This is a genomic window from Pseudomonas sp. (genome assembly GCF_030684895.1).
Taxonomy (GTDB): Bacteria; Pseudomonadota; Gammaproteobacteria; order Pseudomonadales; family Pseudomonadaceae; genus Aquipseudomonas.
In genome coordinates this window covers 36371-52919 of the sequence record NZ_JAUXXP010000076.1, presented here as the reverse complement: position 1 = coordinate 52919, position 16549 = coordinate 36371, and the positions used below count along the sequence as shown (strand labels likewise).

Sequence of the window (16549 nt, the reverse complement as noted above, 5' to 3'; positions counted from 1 at the left end):
TCCTTTGAATAGCGGATTAACAGAGGAAAATGCGGCGCGCATTAGAACACATGGCGAGTTGCCATCACTCGCACGACGCGTGACCTACCTCACAGAACCGGCCGCTCATCCTGAACTTCTGACCACCGGTTGCTGTCGCGCAACTTACAGAAAACGCCCCGAGCCGACAATGCCGACTGATCAACCAGAATAAAAAAGCCCCCGCAGGCTCTCGCCGGCGGGGGCTTTATAGTCAGCTAGAACTGGTATCAGTTCTTGGCTTTCTTGGCAGCGCGGGTGCGCTCGCCTTCGTCGAGGATCTTCTTGCGCAGACGGATCGACTTCGGCGTAACTTCGCACAGCTCGTCGTCCTGGATAAATTCCAGAGCCTGTTCCAGGGTGAATTTCACCGGTGGAACCAGGGCGATGGTTTCGTCCTTGCCGGAAGCGCGCATGTTGTCGAGCTTCTTGCCTTTGGTTGGGTTTACGCCCATGTCGTTGTCACGGCTGTTCAGACCAACGATCTGACCGTTGTAGATTTCCTGGCCGTGCTCAACGAACAGCTTGCCGCGCGCCTGCAGGGTTTCCAGGGAGTAGGTCAGTGCCTTGCCGGTTTCTACCGAGACCAGTACACCGTTCTGACGGCCGGACATGTCGCCGGACTTCATGGTGTCGTAGCGATCAAAGATCGAGGTCAGGATGCCAGCACCGTTGGTCAGGGTTAGGAACTGGTTACGGAAACCGATCAGACCGCGAGCAGGGATGTTGTATTCCAGACGCACACGGCCTTTGCCATCCGGCACCATGTTGGTCAGGTCGCCTTTACGCAGACCCATCTCTTCCATGACCTTGCCCTGGGATTCTTCCGGGGTGTCGATGGTGACGTTCTCGAAGGGTTCCTGCTTCACGCCGTCAACCTGACGGATGATCACTTCCGGACGACCCACACCCATTTCGAAGCCTTCGCGACGCATGGTTTCGATCAGTACCGAGAGGTGCAGCTCACCACGGCCGGAGACTTTGAAACGGTCAGCGCTGTCGCCTTCTTCAACACGCAGGGCCACGTTGTACAGCAGCTCTTTGTCCAGACGCTCTTTGATGTTGCGGCTGGTAACGAACTTGCCTTCTTTACCGCAGAACGGCGAATCGTTGACCTGGAAGGTCATGGATACGGTCGGCTCGTCAACGGTCAGCGGCTTCATCGCTTCGACGTGGTTGATGTCGCACAGGGTGTCGGAGATGAACAGCGAGTCCATGCCGCTGACGCAGACGATGTCACCGGCGGTGGCTTCTTCAACGTCGATGCGATGCAGACCGTGGTGGCCCATCAGCTTGAGGATACGGCCGTTGCGCTTTTTGCCGTCAGCGTCGATGGCGATCACCGGGGTGTTCGGCTTGACGCGACCACGGGCGATACGGCCAACGCCGATAATGCCGAGGAAGCTGTTGTAGTCCAGTGCGGAGATTTGCATCTGGAACGGGCCGTCGATATCCACCTTGGGGGACGGCACGTTGTCGACGATGGACTGGTACAGCGGGGTCATGTCTTCGGCCATATCGGTGTGATCCAGACCGGCAATGCCGTTCAGGGCCGAGGCGTAGACGACTTTGAAGTCCAGCTGCTCTTCAGTAGCACCGAGGTTGTCGAACAGGTCGAAGATCTGGTCCAGAACCCAGTCCGGACGCGCGCCTGGACGGTCAACCTTGTTGATTACCACGATTGGACGCAGGCCGGCTTCGAAGGCCTTCTTGGTCACGAAACGGGTTTGCGGCATCGGGCCGTCTTGGGCGTCGACCAGCAGCAGCACGGAGTCAACCATCGACATCACGCGCTCAACTTCACCGCCGAAGTCGGCGTGGCCGGGGGTGTCAACGATGTTGATGTGGTAGCCGTTCCAGTTGATCGCGGTGTTCTTGGCGAGAATGGTAATGCCGCGCTCTTTTTCCTGGTCGTTGCTGTCCATCACGCGCTCGTCGTTGAGCTCGTTGCGCTCAAGGGTGCCGGACTGACGCAGGAGTTTGTCTACCAGGGTGGTCTTACCATGGTCAACGTGGGCAATGATGGCGATGTTGCGTAGATTTTCGATCACGTGTGTATCTCGATCAGAGGATTCGGTGTGCCGCTTATTCTAGGCGGCGAGTATTAACTAATTGCGTTTTCTGCCAGGCGGCGTACGAGCGTTGTGGCTGTTACGCCGCCTGTGGGTCGGGAGGGCGATGGCGGATACTGCCGCCATTCAACCCGGGCGTTTTATGCCGGACGATAAACGCGCACATTGGCATGCCCCTCACTCAGCAAGTGGTGGGCGTGCAAACGACTCATCACACCTTTATCGCAATACAACAGGTACTGACGCGCCTCATCCAGCTCCTTGAACTTACTGTTCAGGGCATAGAACGGCAGCGCCATAACCTCGACGCCTGACAAGGCGAGCGGCTCGTCCTCGGCGGCATCGGGGTGACGAATATCAATAATCACATGGCTGGCCAGGGCTTCGCTGACTTCCTCGACCTGCACATCCTTGCCCAGCTCGTCGATCACTTTGTCGATCGGCAGCAAGGTCGCGCGCTCCAGGGCGCGCTCGAGGATGGCCATATCGAACTGGCTTTCCTCGTATTCGATGCGCAGCTTCTTCGCCTTGGTGGTCGGGTTGACCGAAATCACCCCGCAGTATTCCGGCATATGTTTGGCGAACTCGGCGGTGCCAATGCGCGTGGCGGTGTCGATGATGTCCTGCTTATGGCTGGCCAGCAGCGGGCGCAGCACCAGCATGTCGGTGGCCGAATCGATTACCGCAAGGTTCGGCAGGGTCTGGCTCGACACCTGGGAAATCGCTTCACCGGTGACCAGCGCATCAATCTGCAGGCGCTCGGCCATGCGCGTGGAGGCGCGCAGCATCATGCGCTTGAGGATCACGCCCATCTGGCTGTTGTCGACCTTGCCGAGAATCTCGCCCAGCACTTCCTCAAACGGCACGCTGATAAACAGCACGCGCTGCGAGCTGCCGTACTTCTGCCAGAGGTAATGTGCCACTTCCATCACGCCCAGCTCGTGGGCGCGGCCGCCGAGATTAAAGAAGCAGAAATGGGTGATCAGACCGCGACGCATCATCTGGTAAGCAGCGACGGTGGAATCGAAACCGCCGCTCATCAGCACCAGGGTCTGCTCCAGCGAGCCGAGCGGGTAACCGCCCAGACCTTCGTGCTGGTGGTGAATCACAAACAGGCGCTGGTCGCGGATCTCCATACGTACGACAACGTCTGGATCTTTCAACGAGATGCCGGCGGCACCGCACTGCTGGCGCAATTGGCTGCCGACATAGCGCTCGACATCCATGGAGCTGAACGCGTGCTTGCCGGCGCGCTTACAGCGCACGGCGAAGATCTTGCCCGGTAGCTGATCGGCGAAGTGCAGCTTGCACTTTTCCAGCACATCGTCGAAATCACCCAGCGGGTATTCATCCACTTGCAGGAAATGGGTGATGCCTGGCGTGCAACTCAAGCGCTCGATCATCGCCTGCAGGGTTTTCGCCTCACTGATCTGGGTTTCGACTTCCAGGTTGTCCCACACACCGCTGACCTGCAGCTGTGGATCGAACTCACGCAAAACCGAACGAATGTTCTTCGCCAGCTGCCGGATAAAGTGCTTACGCACCGGCCGACTTTTAATGGTGATTTCTGGGAAGACTTTAACGATCAGTTTCATGAAAACAGGGGGTGCCGAGGCCGCGAAAAAACAGGGGCGCGGATTATAGCGGAAATTGCTCACGCTTTGATCAAAAATCCTCACACGCGCAAAACGCGCACTATTAAAGTGCGACCAACAAATACAGCGACCCATAACAGTGCAAATATTTATCGAGCAGCGCCGCGCAGCCCCCGTCAGCCCTGAGTTTCAGGGCTTACACCCATTCCTGTGCACTGGCATGCAATTTGCTCCCTTGTGAGGCAGGATGCCCTGGCGGAGTATGCCGCGGCCGTACCGTACTATTGAGGGCTCACGATTCGAGCCTTATCCACCTGGAGGACAGCATGTCGAAGTCGATTCAACTTATTAAAGAACACGACGTGAAGTGGGTTGACCTGCGCTTCACCGACACCAAGGGCAAACAGCACCACGTGACCATGCCGGCACGCGATGCGCTGGACGACGAGTTCTTCGAAGTCGGCAAAATGTTCGACGGCTCCTCCATCCACGGCTGGAAAGGCATCGAAGCCTCCGACATGATCCTGCTGCCGGTTGACGAAACCGCCGTACTCGATCCGTTCACCGAAGAGCCAACCCTGATCATCGTGTGCGACATCATCGAGCCGAGCACCATGCAAGGCTACGATCGTGACCCGCGCTCGATCGCCAAGCGCGCTGAAGAATTCCTGAAAACCACCGGTATCGGCGACACCGTATTCGTCGGCCCAGAGCCTGAGTTCTTCATCTTCGACGAAGTGAAGTTCAAGTCCGACATCTCCGGTTCGATGTTCAAGATCTTCTCCGAGCAGGCGTCCTGGAACACCGACGCCGACATCGAAGGCGGCAACAAGGGCCATCGCCCAGCCGTCAAAGGTGGTTACTTCCCAGTTCCGCCGTGCGACCACGACCACGAAATCCGTACCGCCATGTGTAATGCCATGGAAGAAATGGGTCTGGTCATCGAAGTTCACCACCACGAAGTGGCGACAGCCGGTCAGAACGAAATCGGCGTGAAGTTCAACACCCTGGTGGCCAAGGCTGACGAAGTTCAAACCCTGAAGTACTGCGTACACAACGTGGCTGATGCCTACGGCAAAACCGCAACCTTTATGCCGAAGCCGCTGTACGGCGACAACGGTTCGGGTATGCACGTACACATGTCCATCTCCAAAGATGGCAAGAACACCTTCGCCGGCGAAGGCTATGCCGGCCTGTCCGACACCGCCCTGTACTTCATCGGCGGTATCATCAAGCACGGTAAAGCACTGAACGGCTTCACCAACCCGTCGACCAACTCCTACAAGCGCCTGGTCCCAGGTTTTGAAGCTCCAGTGATGCTGGCCTACTCGGCGCGTAACCGTTCGGCTTCGATCCGTATTCCTTACGTGTCGAGCCCGAAAGCTCGCCGTATCGAAGCACGCTTCCCGGACCCGGCTGCCAACCCATACCTGGCCTTCGCTGCGCTGCTGATGGCCGGTATCGACGGCATCCAGAACAAGATTCACCCTGGCGATGCTGCTGACAAAAACCTGTATGACCTGCCACCAGAAGAAGGCAAGTTGATCCCACAGGTTTGCGGCAGCCTGAAAGAAGCCCTAGAAGAGCTGGATAAAGGTCGTGCATTCCTGACCAAAGGCGGCGTGTTCTCTGACGACTTCATCGACGCTTACCTTGAGCTGAAAAGCGAAGAAGAAATCAAAGTACGTACCTTCGTACACCCGCTGGAATACGACCTGTACTACAGCGTCTAATCCTGCACGCACTACAAGAGGCCACCTTCGGGTGGCCTTTTTGCGTTTGGCGGCGCGTCCGCAACACCTTTTAACCCGATGATTGCTGCGCTGGTACACGCCCAGCCATCAACACGCTTGCCAGCACGCGCTACCAGTGCAAGGCTTAGGGCACACCACTAGGGAGAGTCAGGCATGCGCCCTCTACTTATCTGCCTGTTACTTAGCCTGGCATTGCCAGCCAGTGCGCAGATCTACAAATACACCGACGCCAATGGCAACACGGTATTCACCGACCAACCGCCGGAAGGCCAGGCGACGCAGAATGTCGAGCTGCCGAAAACCAATAGCGTATCGATGCCAGCACCCAGCCTGCCCGCCGCCACCACCCCCGACCCAGTCAGCAACGCCGCGCCTTACAGCATCCTGCAGCTAACCGGCATCCCCGACGATGAAGCCATGCGCGCGAACAACGGCACCTTCAGCGTTGGCGTGGACATCCAGCCGCGCCTGGCCAGCAACCATCGCCTGCGCCTGTTGCTCGACGGCAAGCCTTACGGCCAACCGAGCAACGTACCGCGCCTGCAAGTGAGCAATGCCGACCGTGGCGAGCACAGCCTGGCCGTGGAAGTACTCAGCGGCGAGCAATCGATCCAGCAGAGCGCCACCAGTATCTTTACCGTACAGCGGGTCAATACCAGCAGCCCGGCCCTGCGTCCACCGCCCCCCAAACCCAAGCCAGCCCCCTGACCTATGCGCAATCTGCTGTTCTGCGGCCTGATGCTGCTCGCTCTACCTGCCTTCGCGCAGGTCTACACCTATATAGATGGCGAAGGGAATCGCGTCTTCACTGACAAGCCCAAGTCAGGCAATGCCGAGCGCGTCGAACTGTCGCCCAGCAACTCGATGCCGACCATCCAGACGCAAACCGCGCCCGTTATTGAGGCCCCGCCCGAGCCCAGCCAGCGCTACAGCCTGCTGCGCATTCTGGTGCCGCAGCCCGACGCGACCATCCGTGACAGCGCCGGCAACCTGATTGTCAGCATCAACAGCGAACCGAAACTCTTCCCCCTGCACAGCTATCGCCTGCTGCTGGACGGCGTACAGGTGGGTGAAACAGGCAGCAGCCCGGTGTTCCCACTGGAGAATATCGACCGCGGCACGCATCAACTGGCGGTGGAAATCATCGACCAGCAAGGCCGCATCATCGAACGCACGCCCACCCAGCCATTCCATATGCTGCGCATCTCCCTGGCGCAGAAGCGCATGGTAAATCCCTGCAAGAAGACCGATTACGGCGTACGCCCAGAGTGCCCACTCAAGGACAAACCGCCGGAAAAGAAAGACATACCCTTCCTGCCCTTCTTCTAAATCAGCATGGCGCACCAACTTAGTGCGCATATTGCCCGGCATTTCTATACTCTCCCTGTTTTGGGTCGCCGTGCGTGACCCGGCTGCGCTGAAAAGCAGCTAATTCCCGGCATCCCACGGCCAAACACGCTTCTTTTCGGGGCTTTGGTTTGCTTCTTGCATTTTCCAGCTGCATTGCTGGAACCCAAGGGTCTGCTGACATCCCATATGATCATCAACGACGCACTGCATCGCCTGCTGCTGGACAACCTGACCACTGCCACGCTGCTGCTCAACGACGACCTGCGTCTTGAGTACATGAACCCGGCAGCGGAGATGCTCCTGGCCGTCAGCGGCCAGCGCAGTCACGGTCAATTCATCAGCGAGCTGTTTACCGAATCCAGTGAAGCACTGAGCGCCTTGCGCCAGGCCGTGCAGCACGCCCACCCCTTCAACAAGCGCGAAGCGGTGGTAACGTCGGCCAGCGGCCAGACCCTGACTGTCGACTACGCAGTAACGCCGGTGCTCAGCAAAGGCGAAACCCTGTTGCTACTGGAAGTGCATCCGCGCGACCGCCTGCTGCGCATCACCAAGGAAGAGGCGCAGCTGTCCAAGCAGGAAACCACCAAACTGCTGGTGCGCGGCCTGGCTCACGAGATCAAGAATCCACTCGGCGGCATCCGTGGCGCCGCGCAGCTGCTGGCCCGCGAGCTGCCCGAGGAAAGCCTCAAGGATTACACCAACGTGATCATCGAGGAGGCCGACCGCCTACGTAACCTGGTCGACCGTATGCTCGGCTCAAACAAACTGCCATCCCTGGCGCTGACTAACGTGCACGAAGTGCTGGAGCGCGTCGGCAGCCTGGTAGAAGCGGAGAGCCAGGGCAGCATCATTCTGGTGCGCGACTACGACCCGAGCATCCCGGATGTGCTGATCGACCGCGAACAGATGATCCAGGCCGTGCTGAATATCGTGCGAAACGCCATGCAGGCGCTGTCCGGGCAGAGCGATCTGCGCCTGGGCCGCATCACCCTGCGCACCCGCGCCCTGCGCCAGTTCACCATTGGCCATTGCCGCCACCGCCTGGTGACCAAAATCGAGATCATCGACAACGGCCCGGGCATACCAACCGAGCTGCAGGAAACCATCTTCTACCCCATGGTCAGCGGGCGTGCCGACGGCACTGGCCTGGGTCTGGCCATTACCCAGAACATCATCAGTCAGCACCAAGGCTTGATCGAGTGCGAGAGCCACCCGGGTCACACCGTGTTCTCGATCTTTCTGCCGCTGGAACAAGGAGTATCACCGTCATGAGTCGCAGTGAAACCGTCTGGATTGTCGATGACGACCGCTCCATCCGCTGGGTCCTGGAAAAGGCCCTGCAACAGGAAGGCATGACCACCCAGAGCTTCGACAGCGCCGATGGTGTGCTCAGCCGCCTGACCCGCCAGCAACCTGATGTGATCATCTCCGATATCCGTATGCCCGGCTCCAGCGGCCTGGATCTGCTGGCGCGCATCCGCGAGCTGTACCCGCGCCTGCCAGTGATCATCATGACCGCCCATTCCGACCTGGACAGCGCAGTGGCCTCCTACCAGGGCGGCGCATTTGAATACCTGCCCAAACCCTTCGATGTCGACGAAGCGGTGTCGCTGGTCAAGCGCGCCAATCTGCATGCCCAGGAGCAGCAAAGCCTGGCCGTGCCGGTCGAGCAGCCACGCACGCCAGAGATCATCGGCGAAGCGCCGGCCATGCAGGAGGTGTTTCGCGCCATCGGTCGCCTCTCGCACTCCAACATCACCGTGCTGATCAATGGCGAGTCCGGCACCGGCAAGGAGTTGGTCGCTCACGCCCTGCACCGCCACAGCCCGCGTGCTACCTCGCCGTTTATCGCGCTGAACATGGCGGCGATCCCCAAGGATCTGATGGAGTCCGAGCTGTTCGGCCACGAAAAAGGCGCCTTTACCGGCGCGGCCAACCAGCGTCGCGGCCGCTTCGAGCAGGCCGATGGCGGCACACTGTTTCTCGATGAAATAGGCGACATGCCCGCCGACACCCAGACTCGCCTGCTGCGCGTACTGGCCGATGGGGAGTTTTACCGGGTCGGCGGGCACACCCCAGTCAAAGTGGACGTGCGCATCATCGCCGCCACCCACCAGAACCTGGAAAACCTGGTGCAGGCCGGCAAGTTCCGTGAAGACCTGTTCCACCGCCTCAACGTGATCCGCATTCATATCCCGCGCCTGTCGGATCGCCGCGAAGACATCCCCACCCTGGCCCGCCACTTCCTCAGCCGTGCCGCGCTGGAGCTGGCGGTCGAACCCAAGCTGCTGAAAAGCGAAACCGAGGACTACCTGCAGCAGCTGCCGTGGCCCGGCAACGTCCGCCAGCTGGAGAACACCTGCCGCTGGATCACCGTGATGGCCTCGGGCCGTGAGGTGCATGTCGACGACCTGCCGCCAGAGCTGCTCAGCCAGCCGCAGGAAAGCGCACCAGCAAGCAACTGGGAGCAGGCGCTGCGCCAATGGGCCGACCAGGCGCTGGGCCGTGGTCAATCCAGTTTGCTGGACACTGCCGTACCGGCCTTCGAGCGGATCATGATCGAAACCGCGCTCAAGCACACCGCCGGTCGCCGCCGCGACGCCGCCGTGCTGCTGGGCTGGGGCCGCAATACGCTGACGCGCAAGATCAAAGAACTGGGCATGAACGTCGAAAGCGCCGATGACGAGGACAGCGACGACTAAAACCGCTGACGCAGTGCTGTATGCAAAACGGGCCCACCAGGGCCCGTTTTGCATTTACACAAAAAACGACCTGGAAATGCGCCAGAGCAATGCACTCACATCGACCCAGTGCACAGCTGCGGTTCACATCCCAGCACTTACGCACCGCCCTCAGCATCCACCAGGAACGCTGAAACCCAGTATTTACGCGGCCCGCAGCCTGCGTAATAAAACTGGCACACAGCCTGCATAGACTCAAGTAATCCCAGTTTTGGGGACCTTGGTACAGGCAGGCCGGGGATTCCCCTCTTTTATTGCTCCATCAGGCTGACCAGCAGCCGCCAGCGCCCATCCACCTCCTCAGCGCGCCACTCACCGCGCAATGGACGGGCCGCCACCACTCGCAGTAGCAAATCCTTTCTTTCGCGCTGCAAACGCCAATTGGCCAACCGTCCCTGCACCTGCAGCTGACCCTGTTGCTGGCGGCCAAAACTCTGTAGGCGCAGGATAAATACGCCGCCGGCATGCTCTTCGCGCGGTGTCGGCTCAACGTTGAACCACAGTTCAAGGCCCTGCTCGCGCACGTTTACCTGCTCCAGCCACAGCGGGTCCGGCTGCAGCAGACGACCGATCATCAAACCAATCAAAAAACCAATCACCGCCAATGAAGCGATCACCCGCACCCACGGACGGGGGCGCGGGTCTGTAGAATGCTGCTCGTCTTCAAGCTCGGAGCCGCGCATGTTTCACGTCATCCTTTTTCAACCGGAAATTCCACCCAATACCGGCAACATTATCAGGCTCTGCGCCAACAGCGGCTGCCACCTGCACCTGATCGAGCCGCTGGGCTTCGAGCTGGACGACAAACGCCTGCGCCGCGCTGGTCTGGATTACCACGAATACGCCACCCTGCAGCGCCACGCCGACCTCGACAGCTGCCTAGCCAGCATCGGCCAGCCGCGCGTGTTTGCCTTTACCACCAAAGGCTCGCAAGCATTCCACCAGGTCAGCTACCAGCCGGGTGACGCCTTTCTGTTCGGCCCGGAAAGCCGCGGCCTGCCCCAGGAGATTCGCGACAGCCTGCCGCCCGAACAACGCCTGCGCCTGCCAATGCGCGAAGGCTGCCGCAGCCTGAACCTGTCCAATACCGTCGCCGTGGCGGTCTACGAGGCCTGGCGTCAGCAGGGTTTTGCCGACGCGTAGGGTGGGTTAGGCGCAAAGCCACGGATTATCTGCTGCCACATAGATCCGTTGCGCCGTAACCCACCAGACATACTGCGATCTGTTGGGCTTCGCTACGCTCAACGCCAACCTACGATTTATCGCCTCGCAACACGCAATGAGTACATAGCCATAAAAAAAACGCCCCGTAGGGCGTTTTTTGTTCCAGCCGCAAACCTTAGTGTGCGGTGGCCACTTCGCCAGCCTGCTGCATGCGCTGCAGCTCCTGGGCGTAGAGGGCGTCGAAGTTCACCGGAGCCAGCATCAGCGCCGGGAACGAGCCACGCACCACCAGGCTGTCCAGGGTTTCGCGGGCATAGGGGAAGAGGATGTTCGGGCAGAACGCGCCCAGGGTGTGGCTCATGGACGCCGCGTCCAGGCCCTTGATCAGGAAGATGCCGGCCTGCTGCACTTCAGCGATAAAGGCGGTTTCTTCGCCCGTTTTCACGGTCACCGAGAGGGTCAGCACCACTTCGTGGAAATCGCCGTCCAACGACTTCTGACGGGTATTGAGGTCCATCGCGACGCTCGGCGCCCACTCCTGACGGAAGATTTCCGGGCTCTTCGGCGCTTCGAAGGACAGGTCACGTACATAGATACGCTGCAGGGAGAATTGCGGGTTTTGTTCGCCCTGAGCGGCGCCGTTGCTAGCTTGTTCTGTCATGGCAAAGCCTTCTTGTCGTTAGGTACGGGTAAACAGGGAATTAAGCCTTGAGCAGCGCATCGAGCTTGCCGGCGCGCTCCAGGGCGTAAAGGTCATCGCAACCACCCACATGGGTGTCACCGATCCAGATTTGCGGCACCGAGGTCTGCCGCGCCTTGCGGGTCATTTCCGCACGCAGATCCGGCTTGCCATCAACCTTGATCTCGTTAAAGGCCACGCCTTTATGCGTCAGCAGTTGCTTGGCGCGGATGCAGTACGGGCACCAGTCGCTGGAATAGATGACGACAGACTGCATCTCACTTCACCAGCGGAAGATTGTCACCGCGCCAGCTGGCGACACCGCCAGACAGCTTGGCCGCCGTGAAACCCGCCTTTTTCAGGTCGCGGCACACAGCACCGGCATGCTGGCCCATGGCATCGACCACGATGATGGTCTTGGCCTTGTGCTTGTCCAGCTCAACCATACGGCTGGCGAGTTTTTCGAAGGGAATATTCAGCGCGCCGACGATATGCCCGGCGGAAAAATCTTTCTGCCCGCGGATATCCAGCACCACGCCCTGCTCGCTGTTAACCAGTGCGGTCAGCTCGCGGCTGCTCAGGCTCTGCCCGCCCTTGCGCGCCTCGGTGAAGATCAGCAGCGCGAGCAGAGTTGCGAACAAACCGCTCAGGACATAGTGGGTAGTGGCAAATTCAATCAAGTTGGCAAGCATTGTGCGGTTCCGGGGCGGTAAAATGTCGGCCAGTATACACAGCCACACAGGTCGGCCAAACCCCGCCCGGCGGTGACGTTTGCGCCACTTGGCCGTAAAATGCTCCTCCTTTGTTTCCCGCCCATCGACCCAGAGCGAACCAGCTTTATGAGCGCCACGCCCAAACCCCTGGTACTGATCATCCTCGATGGCTTCGGCCACAGTGACAGCCCCGAATCCAACGCCATCATGGCCGCCAACACGCCGGTCTATGACCACCTGCGCGCCACCCAGCCCCACGGCCTGATCTCGGGCTCAGGCATGGACGTGGGCCTGCCGGACGGGCAGATGGGCAATTCCGAGGTCGGTCATATGAACCTCGGCGCGGGCCGCGTGGTGTATCAGGACTTCACCCGGGTGACCAAAGCGATTCGCGATGGCGATTTCTTCACGAATCCAGCCATCACCAGCGCCGTGGATAAGGCAGTTAGCGCCGGCAAGGCCGTGCATATCCTCGGACTGCTCTCCGACGGCGGCGTGCACAGCCATCAGGACCATCTGGTGGCCATGGCCGAACTGGCCGCCCAGCGCGGTGCCGAGCGTATCTACCTGCACGCTTTCCTCGACGGCCGCGACACCCCGCCGAAAAGCGCTCAGCCGTCCATCGAGCTGCTCGACGCCACCTTCGCCAAACTCGGCAAGGGCCGCATTGCCAGCCTCAGCGGCCGCTACTTCGCGATGGACCGCGACAACCGCTGGGACCGCGTCGAGCAGGCCTACGGCTTGCTGGTCGACGGTAATGGCCAGTTCAACGCCGCCACTGCCGTGGAAGGCCTGCAGGCTGCCTACGAACGTGGCGAAAGCGATGAATTCGTCAAAGCCACTACTATTGGCGAGCCGGTGCGCATGGAAGACGGCGACGCCGTGGTGTTTATGAACTTCCGCGCCGACCGCGCCCGCGAGCTGACCCGCGCCTTTGTCGAGCCGGGCTTCAAGGAGTTCGAGCGCACGCGCGTGCCGCAACTGGCCGGTTTCGTCATGCTCACCCAGTACGCCGCAAGCATCCCGACGCCCAGCGCCTACAAGCCGGAAGCCCTGACCAATGTGCTTGGCGAATACCTGGCGAATAACGGCAAGACCCAGCTGCGCATCGCCGAAACCGAGAAGTACGCCCACGTCACCTTCTTCTTCTCCGGCGGACGTGAAGAACCCTTTGCCGGCGAAGAACGCATCCTCATCCCTTCGCCAAACGTCGCCACCTATGACCTGCAGCCGCAGATGAGCGCGCCGGAAGTCACCGACAAGATCGTCGCCGCGATCGAAAACCAGCGTTACGACGTGATCATCGTCAACTACGCCAACGGCGACATGGTCGGCCACACCGGCGTGTTTTCCGCCGCCGTGGCCGCCGTGGAATGCCTGGACGGCTGCGTCGGCCGCATCGTCGCGGCGCTGGACAAAGTCGGCGGCGAAGCGCTGATCACCGCCGATCACGGCAACGTCGAGCAGATGGCCGACGAAAGCACCGGCCAAGCGCACACCGCACACACCTGCGAGCCGGTGCCATTTATCTATGTCGGCAAGCGCCCAGCGACTATCCGCCCAGGCGGCGTACTGGCCGATGTTGCCCCGACCCTGCTGACCCTGATGGGCCTGCCAGTTCCGGCGGAAATGACCGGCACCAGCATCGTCGAGCTGAACTAAGCCACTGCCCGCAGCCAGGTGCAACGCCTGGCCTGCGGGCAAACTGCCGGCTACTTCACGCTGTCGATTTGCCCCCGTGGGCAGCACCGATGACTTGCAGCTTGCCGCTGCATTTTTAGGCATACTAGGCGCGTCCTTGCCCCAGGTGCTGCCAGCCCCATGTTTCGTGCCCTCGCCCTTATTTTCCTGACCCTCCTGCTGACGCCGGCCATCGCCGACGAGAAGAGCGACGCGCAGAAGCAATTGGACGCCGCCCGCGCCGATGTCGCCGAGCTCAAGCAACTGCTGGATAAGTTGCAGCAGGAAAAATCCGGCGTACAGAAAGACCTGAAAAAAACCGAAAGCGAGATGGGCCAACTGGAGAAACAGGTCAAAGGCCTGCAGCAGGACCTGAAAAAGAGCGAAGAGGAAATCCAGCGCCTCGATAAAGAGAAAAAAAAACTCGAGGGCGCGCGCCTTGAACAGCAGCGCCTGATCGGCATACAAGCCCGCGCTGCCTATCAGAGCGGTCGCCAGGAATACGTCAAACTGCTGCTCAACCAGCAGAATCCGGAAAAATTCTCGCGCACCCTGACCTACTACGACTACCTCAGCGAAGCGCGCATGGAACAACTCGCCACCTTCAATGAAACCCTGCGCCAGCTGGCCAACGTCGAGCTGGACATCGCCAACCAGCAAAGCCAGTTACTGGAGCAGAAAAGCGCCCTGGATGGCCGCCGCGAACAACTCGCCAGCGTGCGCAAGGAGCGTCAGTTGGCCCTGGCCAAGCTGAACACGGAATTCTCCGCCCGCGACCAGAAGCTCAAGGCCCGCCAACAGGAACAAGCCAATCTGGCGCGGGTGCTGAAAACCATCGAGGAAACCCTCGCCCGCCAGGCCCGCGAAGCTGAAGCCGCGCGCCAGCAAGCCCTGCTCGCCGAACGCGAACAATCACGCAGTAGCACTAATCCGGCACCGACGGGTCCACTGGTGAGTTCCGGCGCCAGCTTCGGCGGCCCGTTCGCCAAGGCCCGCGGCCAGTTGCCCTGGCCGGTCAACGGTCGCCTGGTGGCCCGCTACGGCACACCACGCGGCGGTGATGCCCGCACCAAATGGGATGGCGTGCTGATCGGCGCCTCCGCCGGCAGCCAGGTGCATGCCGTGCATGGCGGTCGGGTGGTGTTTGCCGACTGGTTGCGTGGCGCCGGGCTTCTGGTCATCCTCGACCATGGCAATGGCTACCTGAGCCTCTATGGGCATAACCAGAGCCTGCTCAAGGATGCCGGCGACGTAGTCAAGGCCGGTGAAGCCATCGCCACCGTTGGCAACAGCGGCGGCCAGGAAACCCCAGCACTGTATTTCGCAATTCGCCAGCAGGGCCGCCCGATCGACCCCGCTCAATGGTGCCGCACACAAGGATAAGTGCTGCGATTAATGATTCAGGACCAGGAGTACGTTCGACATGCCGCATCTGTTCCGCCTCACCACCCTCGCGCTGGCCGTTACCCTGCTGGGCAGCACCGCCGTGTTTGCCGCGCCAGCCGCAGCACCGGCCACCGCCAACGACAGCGCGCCACTGCCGCTGGACGACCTGCGCACCTTTGCCGAGGTAATGGACCGTATCAAGTCCGCGTATGTCGAGCCGGTCAGCGACAAGACCCTGCTGGAAAACGCGATCAAGGGCATGCTCAGCAACCTTGACCCGCACTCAGCCTACCTGGAGCCGGAAGCCTTCCGCGATCTGCAGGAAAGTACCAGCGGTGAATTTGGCGGCCTGGGTATTGAGCTAGGCAGCGAAGATGGCTTTCTCAAAGTGGTCTCGCCAATTGATGACACCCCGGCGTCCGCCGCAGGCATCCAGCCGGGCGACCTGATCGTGAAGATCGACGGCCAGCCCACCAAGGGCCTGTCGCTGATGGAAGCCGTCGAGAAGATGCGCGGCAAAGCCGGCAGCGACATCGAGCTGACCCTGGTACGTGAAGGCGGCAAACCCTTCGAGGTCAAGCTGACGCGCGCAGTGATCAAGGTCAAGAGCGTGAAAAGCCAGCTGCTCGACGATGGCTACGGCTACATCCGCATCACCCAGTTCCAGGTCAACAGCGGCGAAGAAGTCGGCAAGGCTTTGGCCAAGTTGCGCAAGGACAACGGCAAGAAGCTGCGCGGCCTGGTCCTCGACTTGCGCAACAACCCCGGCGGCGTGCTGCAGGCGGCCGTGGAAGTCACCGACCACTTCCTCAAGAAGGGCCTGATCGTCTACACCGAAGGACGCATCGCCAACTCTGAGCTGCGCTTCAATGCCGACCCGGCCGACGCCAGCGAAGGCGTGCCACTGGTGGTGCTGATCAACGGCGGCAGCGCCTCGGCCTCTGAGATTGTCGCCGGCGCTCTGCAGGATCACAAACGCGGCGTGCTGATGGGCACCGACAGCTTCGGCAAAGGTTCGGTGCAAACCGTGCTGCCACTGAACAATGACCGCGCGCTGAAACTCACCACCGCGCTGTATTTCACTCCCAAGGGCCGCTCGATCCAGGCTCAGGGCATCGTCCCGGACATCGAGGTAGCGCGCGCCAAGCTCACCCGTGAGCAGGATGAAAGCGGCATCAAGGAAGCCGACCTGCAAGGTCATCTGGGCAATGGTAACGGCGGCGCCGACAAACCCAGCAAGGGCAAAAGCAGCACCCCGGCACGCCCACAGGATGACGACTACCAGCTGAGCCAGGCCCTCAACCTGCTCAAGGGCCTAAGCGTTACCCGCGGCGACTAGACGTGCGTTTGTAGGAGCGGGCCATGCCCGCGAAACTGCAGCAACAAAAAGCCCGACC

At 60.6% G+C, this 16549-nt stretch carries 16 protein-coding genes; 10 read left to right on the top strand and 6 right to left on the bottom strand.

Annotated features, from left to right (window positions below):
* The coding region (locus tag Q8M42_RS17040) for a hypothetical protein (RefSeq protein ID WP_304863271.1) at nt 1-193 on the top strand (193 nt) is incomplete at its 5' end.
* Nucleotides 194-248: 55 nt separating this feature from the next.
* Here Q8M42_RS17040 and typA read toward each other — a convergent pair.
* Nucleotides 249-2069, bottom strand: coding sequence for a translational GTPase TypA (gene typA, locus Q8M42_RS17035; protein ID WP_304863273.1), 1821 nt, complete (start codon nt 2067-2069; stop codon nt 249-251).
* A 161-nt stretch (nt 2070-2230) separates the two neighbouring features.
* Nucleotides 2231-3685, bottom strand: a complete 1455-nt coding sequence (thiI, locus tag Q8M42_RS17030; RefSeq protein ID WP_304863275.1) for a tRNA uracil 4-sulfurtransferase ThiI — start codon at nt 3683-3685, stop codon at nt 2231-2233.
* A 326-nt stretch (nt 3686-4011) separates the two neighbouring features.
* Here thiI and glnA point away from each other — a divergent pair, with 326 nt between their 5' ends.
* The 5 genes from glnA to ntrC all read left to right on the top strand — a co-directional run bounded on the left by glnA (nt 4012) and on the right by ntrC (nt 9491).
* Nucleotides 4012-5418 carry a glutamate--ammonia ligase gene (gene glnA / locus Q8M42_RS17025; protein WP_275962192.1) on the top strand — a complete coding sequence of 469 codons (1407 nt, stop codon included), beginning with the start codon at nt 4012-4014 and terminating at the stop codon, nt 5416-5418.
* Between the two features lie 174 nt (nt 5419-5592).
* A complete protein-coding gene (locus Q8M42_RS17020) occupies nt 5593-6147 on the top strand; it encodes a DUF4124 domain-containing protein (protein WP_304863281.1) in 555 nt (184 codons plus the stop codon).
* A gap of 3 nt (nt 6148-6150) precedes the next feature.
* The gene (locus tag Q8M42_RS17015; RefSeq protein ID WP_304863283.1) at nt 6151-6768 is read left to right on the top strand and encodes a DUF4124 domain-containing protein; all 618 of its coding nucleotides are present in this window, start codon (nt 6151-6153) and stop codon (nt 6766-6768) included.
* 210 nt (nt 6769-6978) lie between these two features.
* Nucleotides 6979-8061, top strand: a complete 1083-nt coding sequence (gene glnL / locus Q8M42_RS17010; RefSeq protein WP_304863736.1) for a nitrogen regulation protein NR(II) — start codon at nt 6979-6981, stop codon at nt 8059-8061.
* On the top strand, nt 8058-9491 hold the full coding sequence (ntrC, locus tag Q8M42_RS17005; protein WP_304863284.1) for a nitrogen regulation protein NR(I): 1434 nt from the start codon (nt 8058-8060) through the stop codon (nt 9489-9491). The genes glnL and ntrC overlap by 4 nt, the downstream gene beginning before the upstream one ends.
* Before the next feature lie 290 nt (nt 9492-9781).
* On the opposite strand, the gene Q8M42_RS17000 is transcribed toward ntrC, so the two are convergent.
* Nucleotides 9782-10213, bottom strand: coding sequence for a hypothetical protein (locus tag Q8M42_RS17000; protein WP_304863286.1), 432 nt, complete (start codon nt 10211-10213; stop codon nt 9782-9784).
* On the opposite strand from Q8M42_RS17000, the gene trmL reads away from it, so the two are divergent.
* Nucleotides 10212-10673, top strand: a complete 462-nt coding sequence (trmL, locus tag Q8M42_RS16995) for a tRNA (uridine(34)/cytosine(34)/5-carboxymethylaminomethyluridine(34)-2'-O)-methyltransferase TrmL (RefSeq protein WP_304863288.1) — start codon at nt 10212-10214, stop codon at nt 10671-10673. The two genes, Q8M42_RS17000 and trmL, sit on opposite strands and share 2 nt — an antisense overlap.
* Before the next feature lie 196 nt (nt 10674-10869).
* Here trmL and secB read toward each other — a convergent pair whose 3' ends face one another.
* The 3 genes from secB to Q8M42_RS16980 are packed head-to-tail and all read right to left on the bottom strand — an operon-like array spanning nt 10870 to nt 12065.
* The gene (gene secB / locus Q8M42_RS16990) at nt 10870-11355 is read right to left on the bottom strand and encodes a protein-export chaperone SecB (protein WP_304863290.1); all 486 of its coding nucleotides are present in this window, start codon (nt 11353-11355) and stop codon (nt 10870-10872) included.
* Between the two features lie 40 nt (nt 11356-11395).
* Nucleotides 11396-11650 (bottom strand): glutaredoxin 3, encoded by a 255-nt coding sequence (grxC, locus tag Q8M42_RS16985; RefSeq protein WP_304863292.1) that lies wholly within the window; start codon nt 11648-11650, stop codon nt 11396-11398.
* A 1-nt stretch (nt 11651) separates the two neighbouring features.
* Complete coding sequence (locus Q8M42_RS16980; protein WP_304863294.1) at nt 11652-12065, bottom strand: rhodanese-like domain-containing protein; 414 nt, start codon at nt 12063-12065, stop codon at nt 11652-11654.
* A 147-nt stretch (nt 12066-12212) separates the two neighbouring features.
* Here Q8M42_RS16980 and gpmI point away from each other — a divergent pair, with 147 nt between their 5' ends.
* The 3 genes from gpmI to Q8M42_RS16965 all read left to right on the top strand — a co-directional run bounded on the left by gpmI (nt 12213) and on the right by Q8M42_RS16965 (nt 16491).
* Entirely contained in the window at nt 12213-13748 is a 1536-nt protein-coding gene (gene gpmI, locus Q8M42_RS16975; RefSeq protein WP_304863296.1) for a 2,3-bisphosphoglycerate-independent phosphoglycerate mutase, read from the top strand.
* A 159-nt stretch (nt 13749-13907) separates the two neighbouring features.
* Nucleotides 13908-15149 (top strand): murein hydrolase activator EnvC, encoded by a 1242-nt coding sequence (locus tag Q8M42_RS16970; RefSeq protein ID WP_304863298.1) that lies wholly within the window; start codon nt 13908-13910, stop codon nt 15147-15149.
* Nucleotides 15150-15189: 40 nt separating this feature from the next.
* A complete protein-coding gene (locus Q8M42_RS16965; protein WP_304863300.1) occupies nt 15190-16491 on the top strand; it encodes a S41 family peptidase in 1302 nt (433 codons plus the stop codon).
* Nucleotides 16492-16549 lie beyond the last annotated feature (58 nt).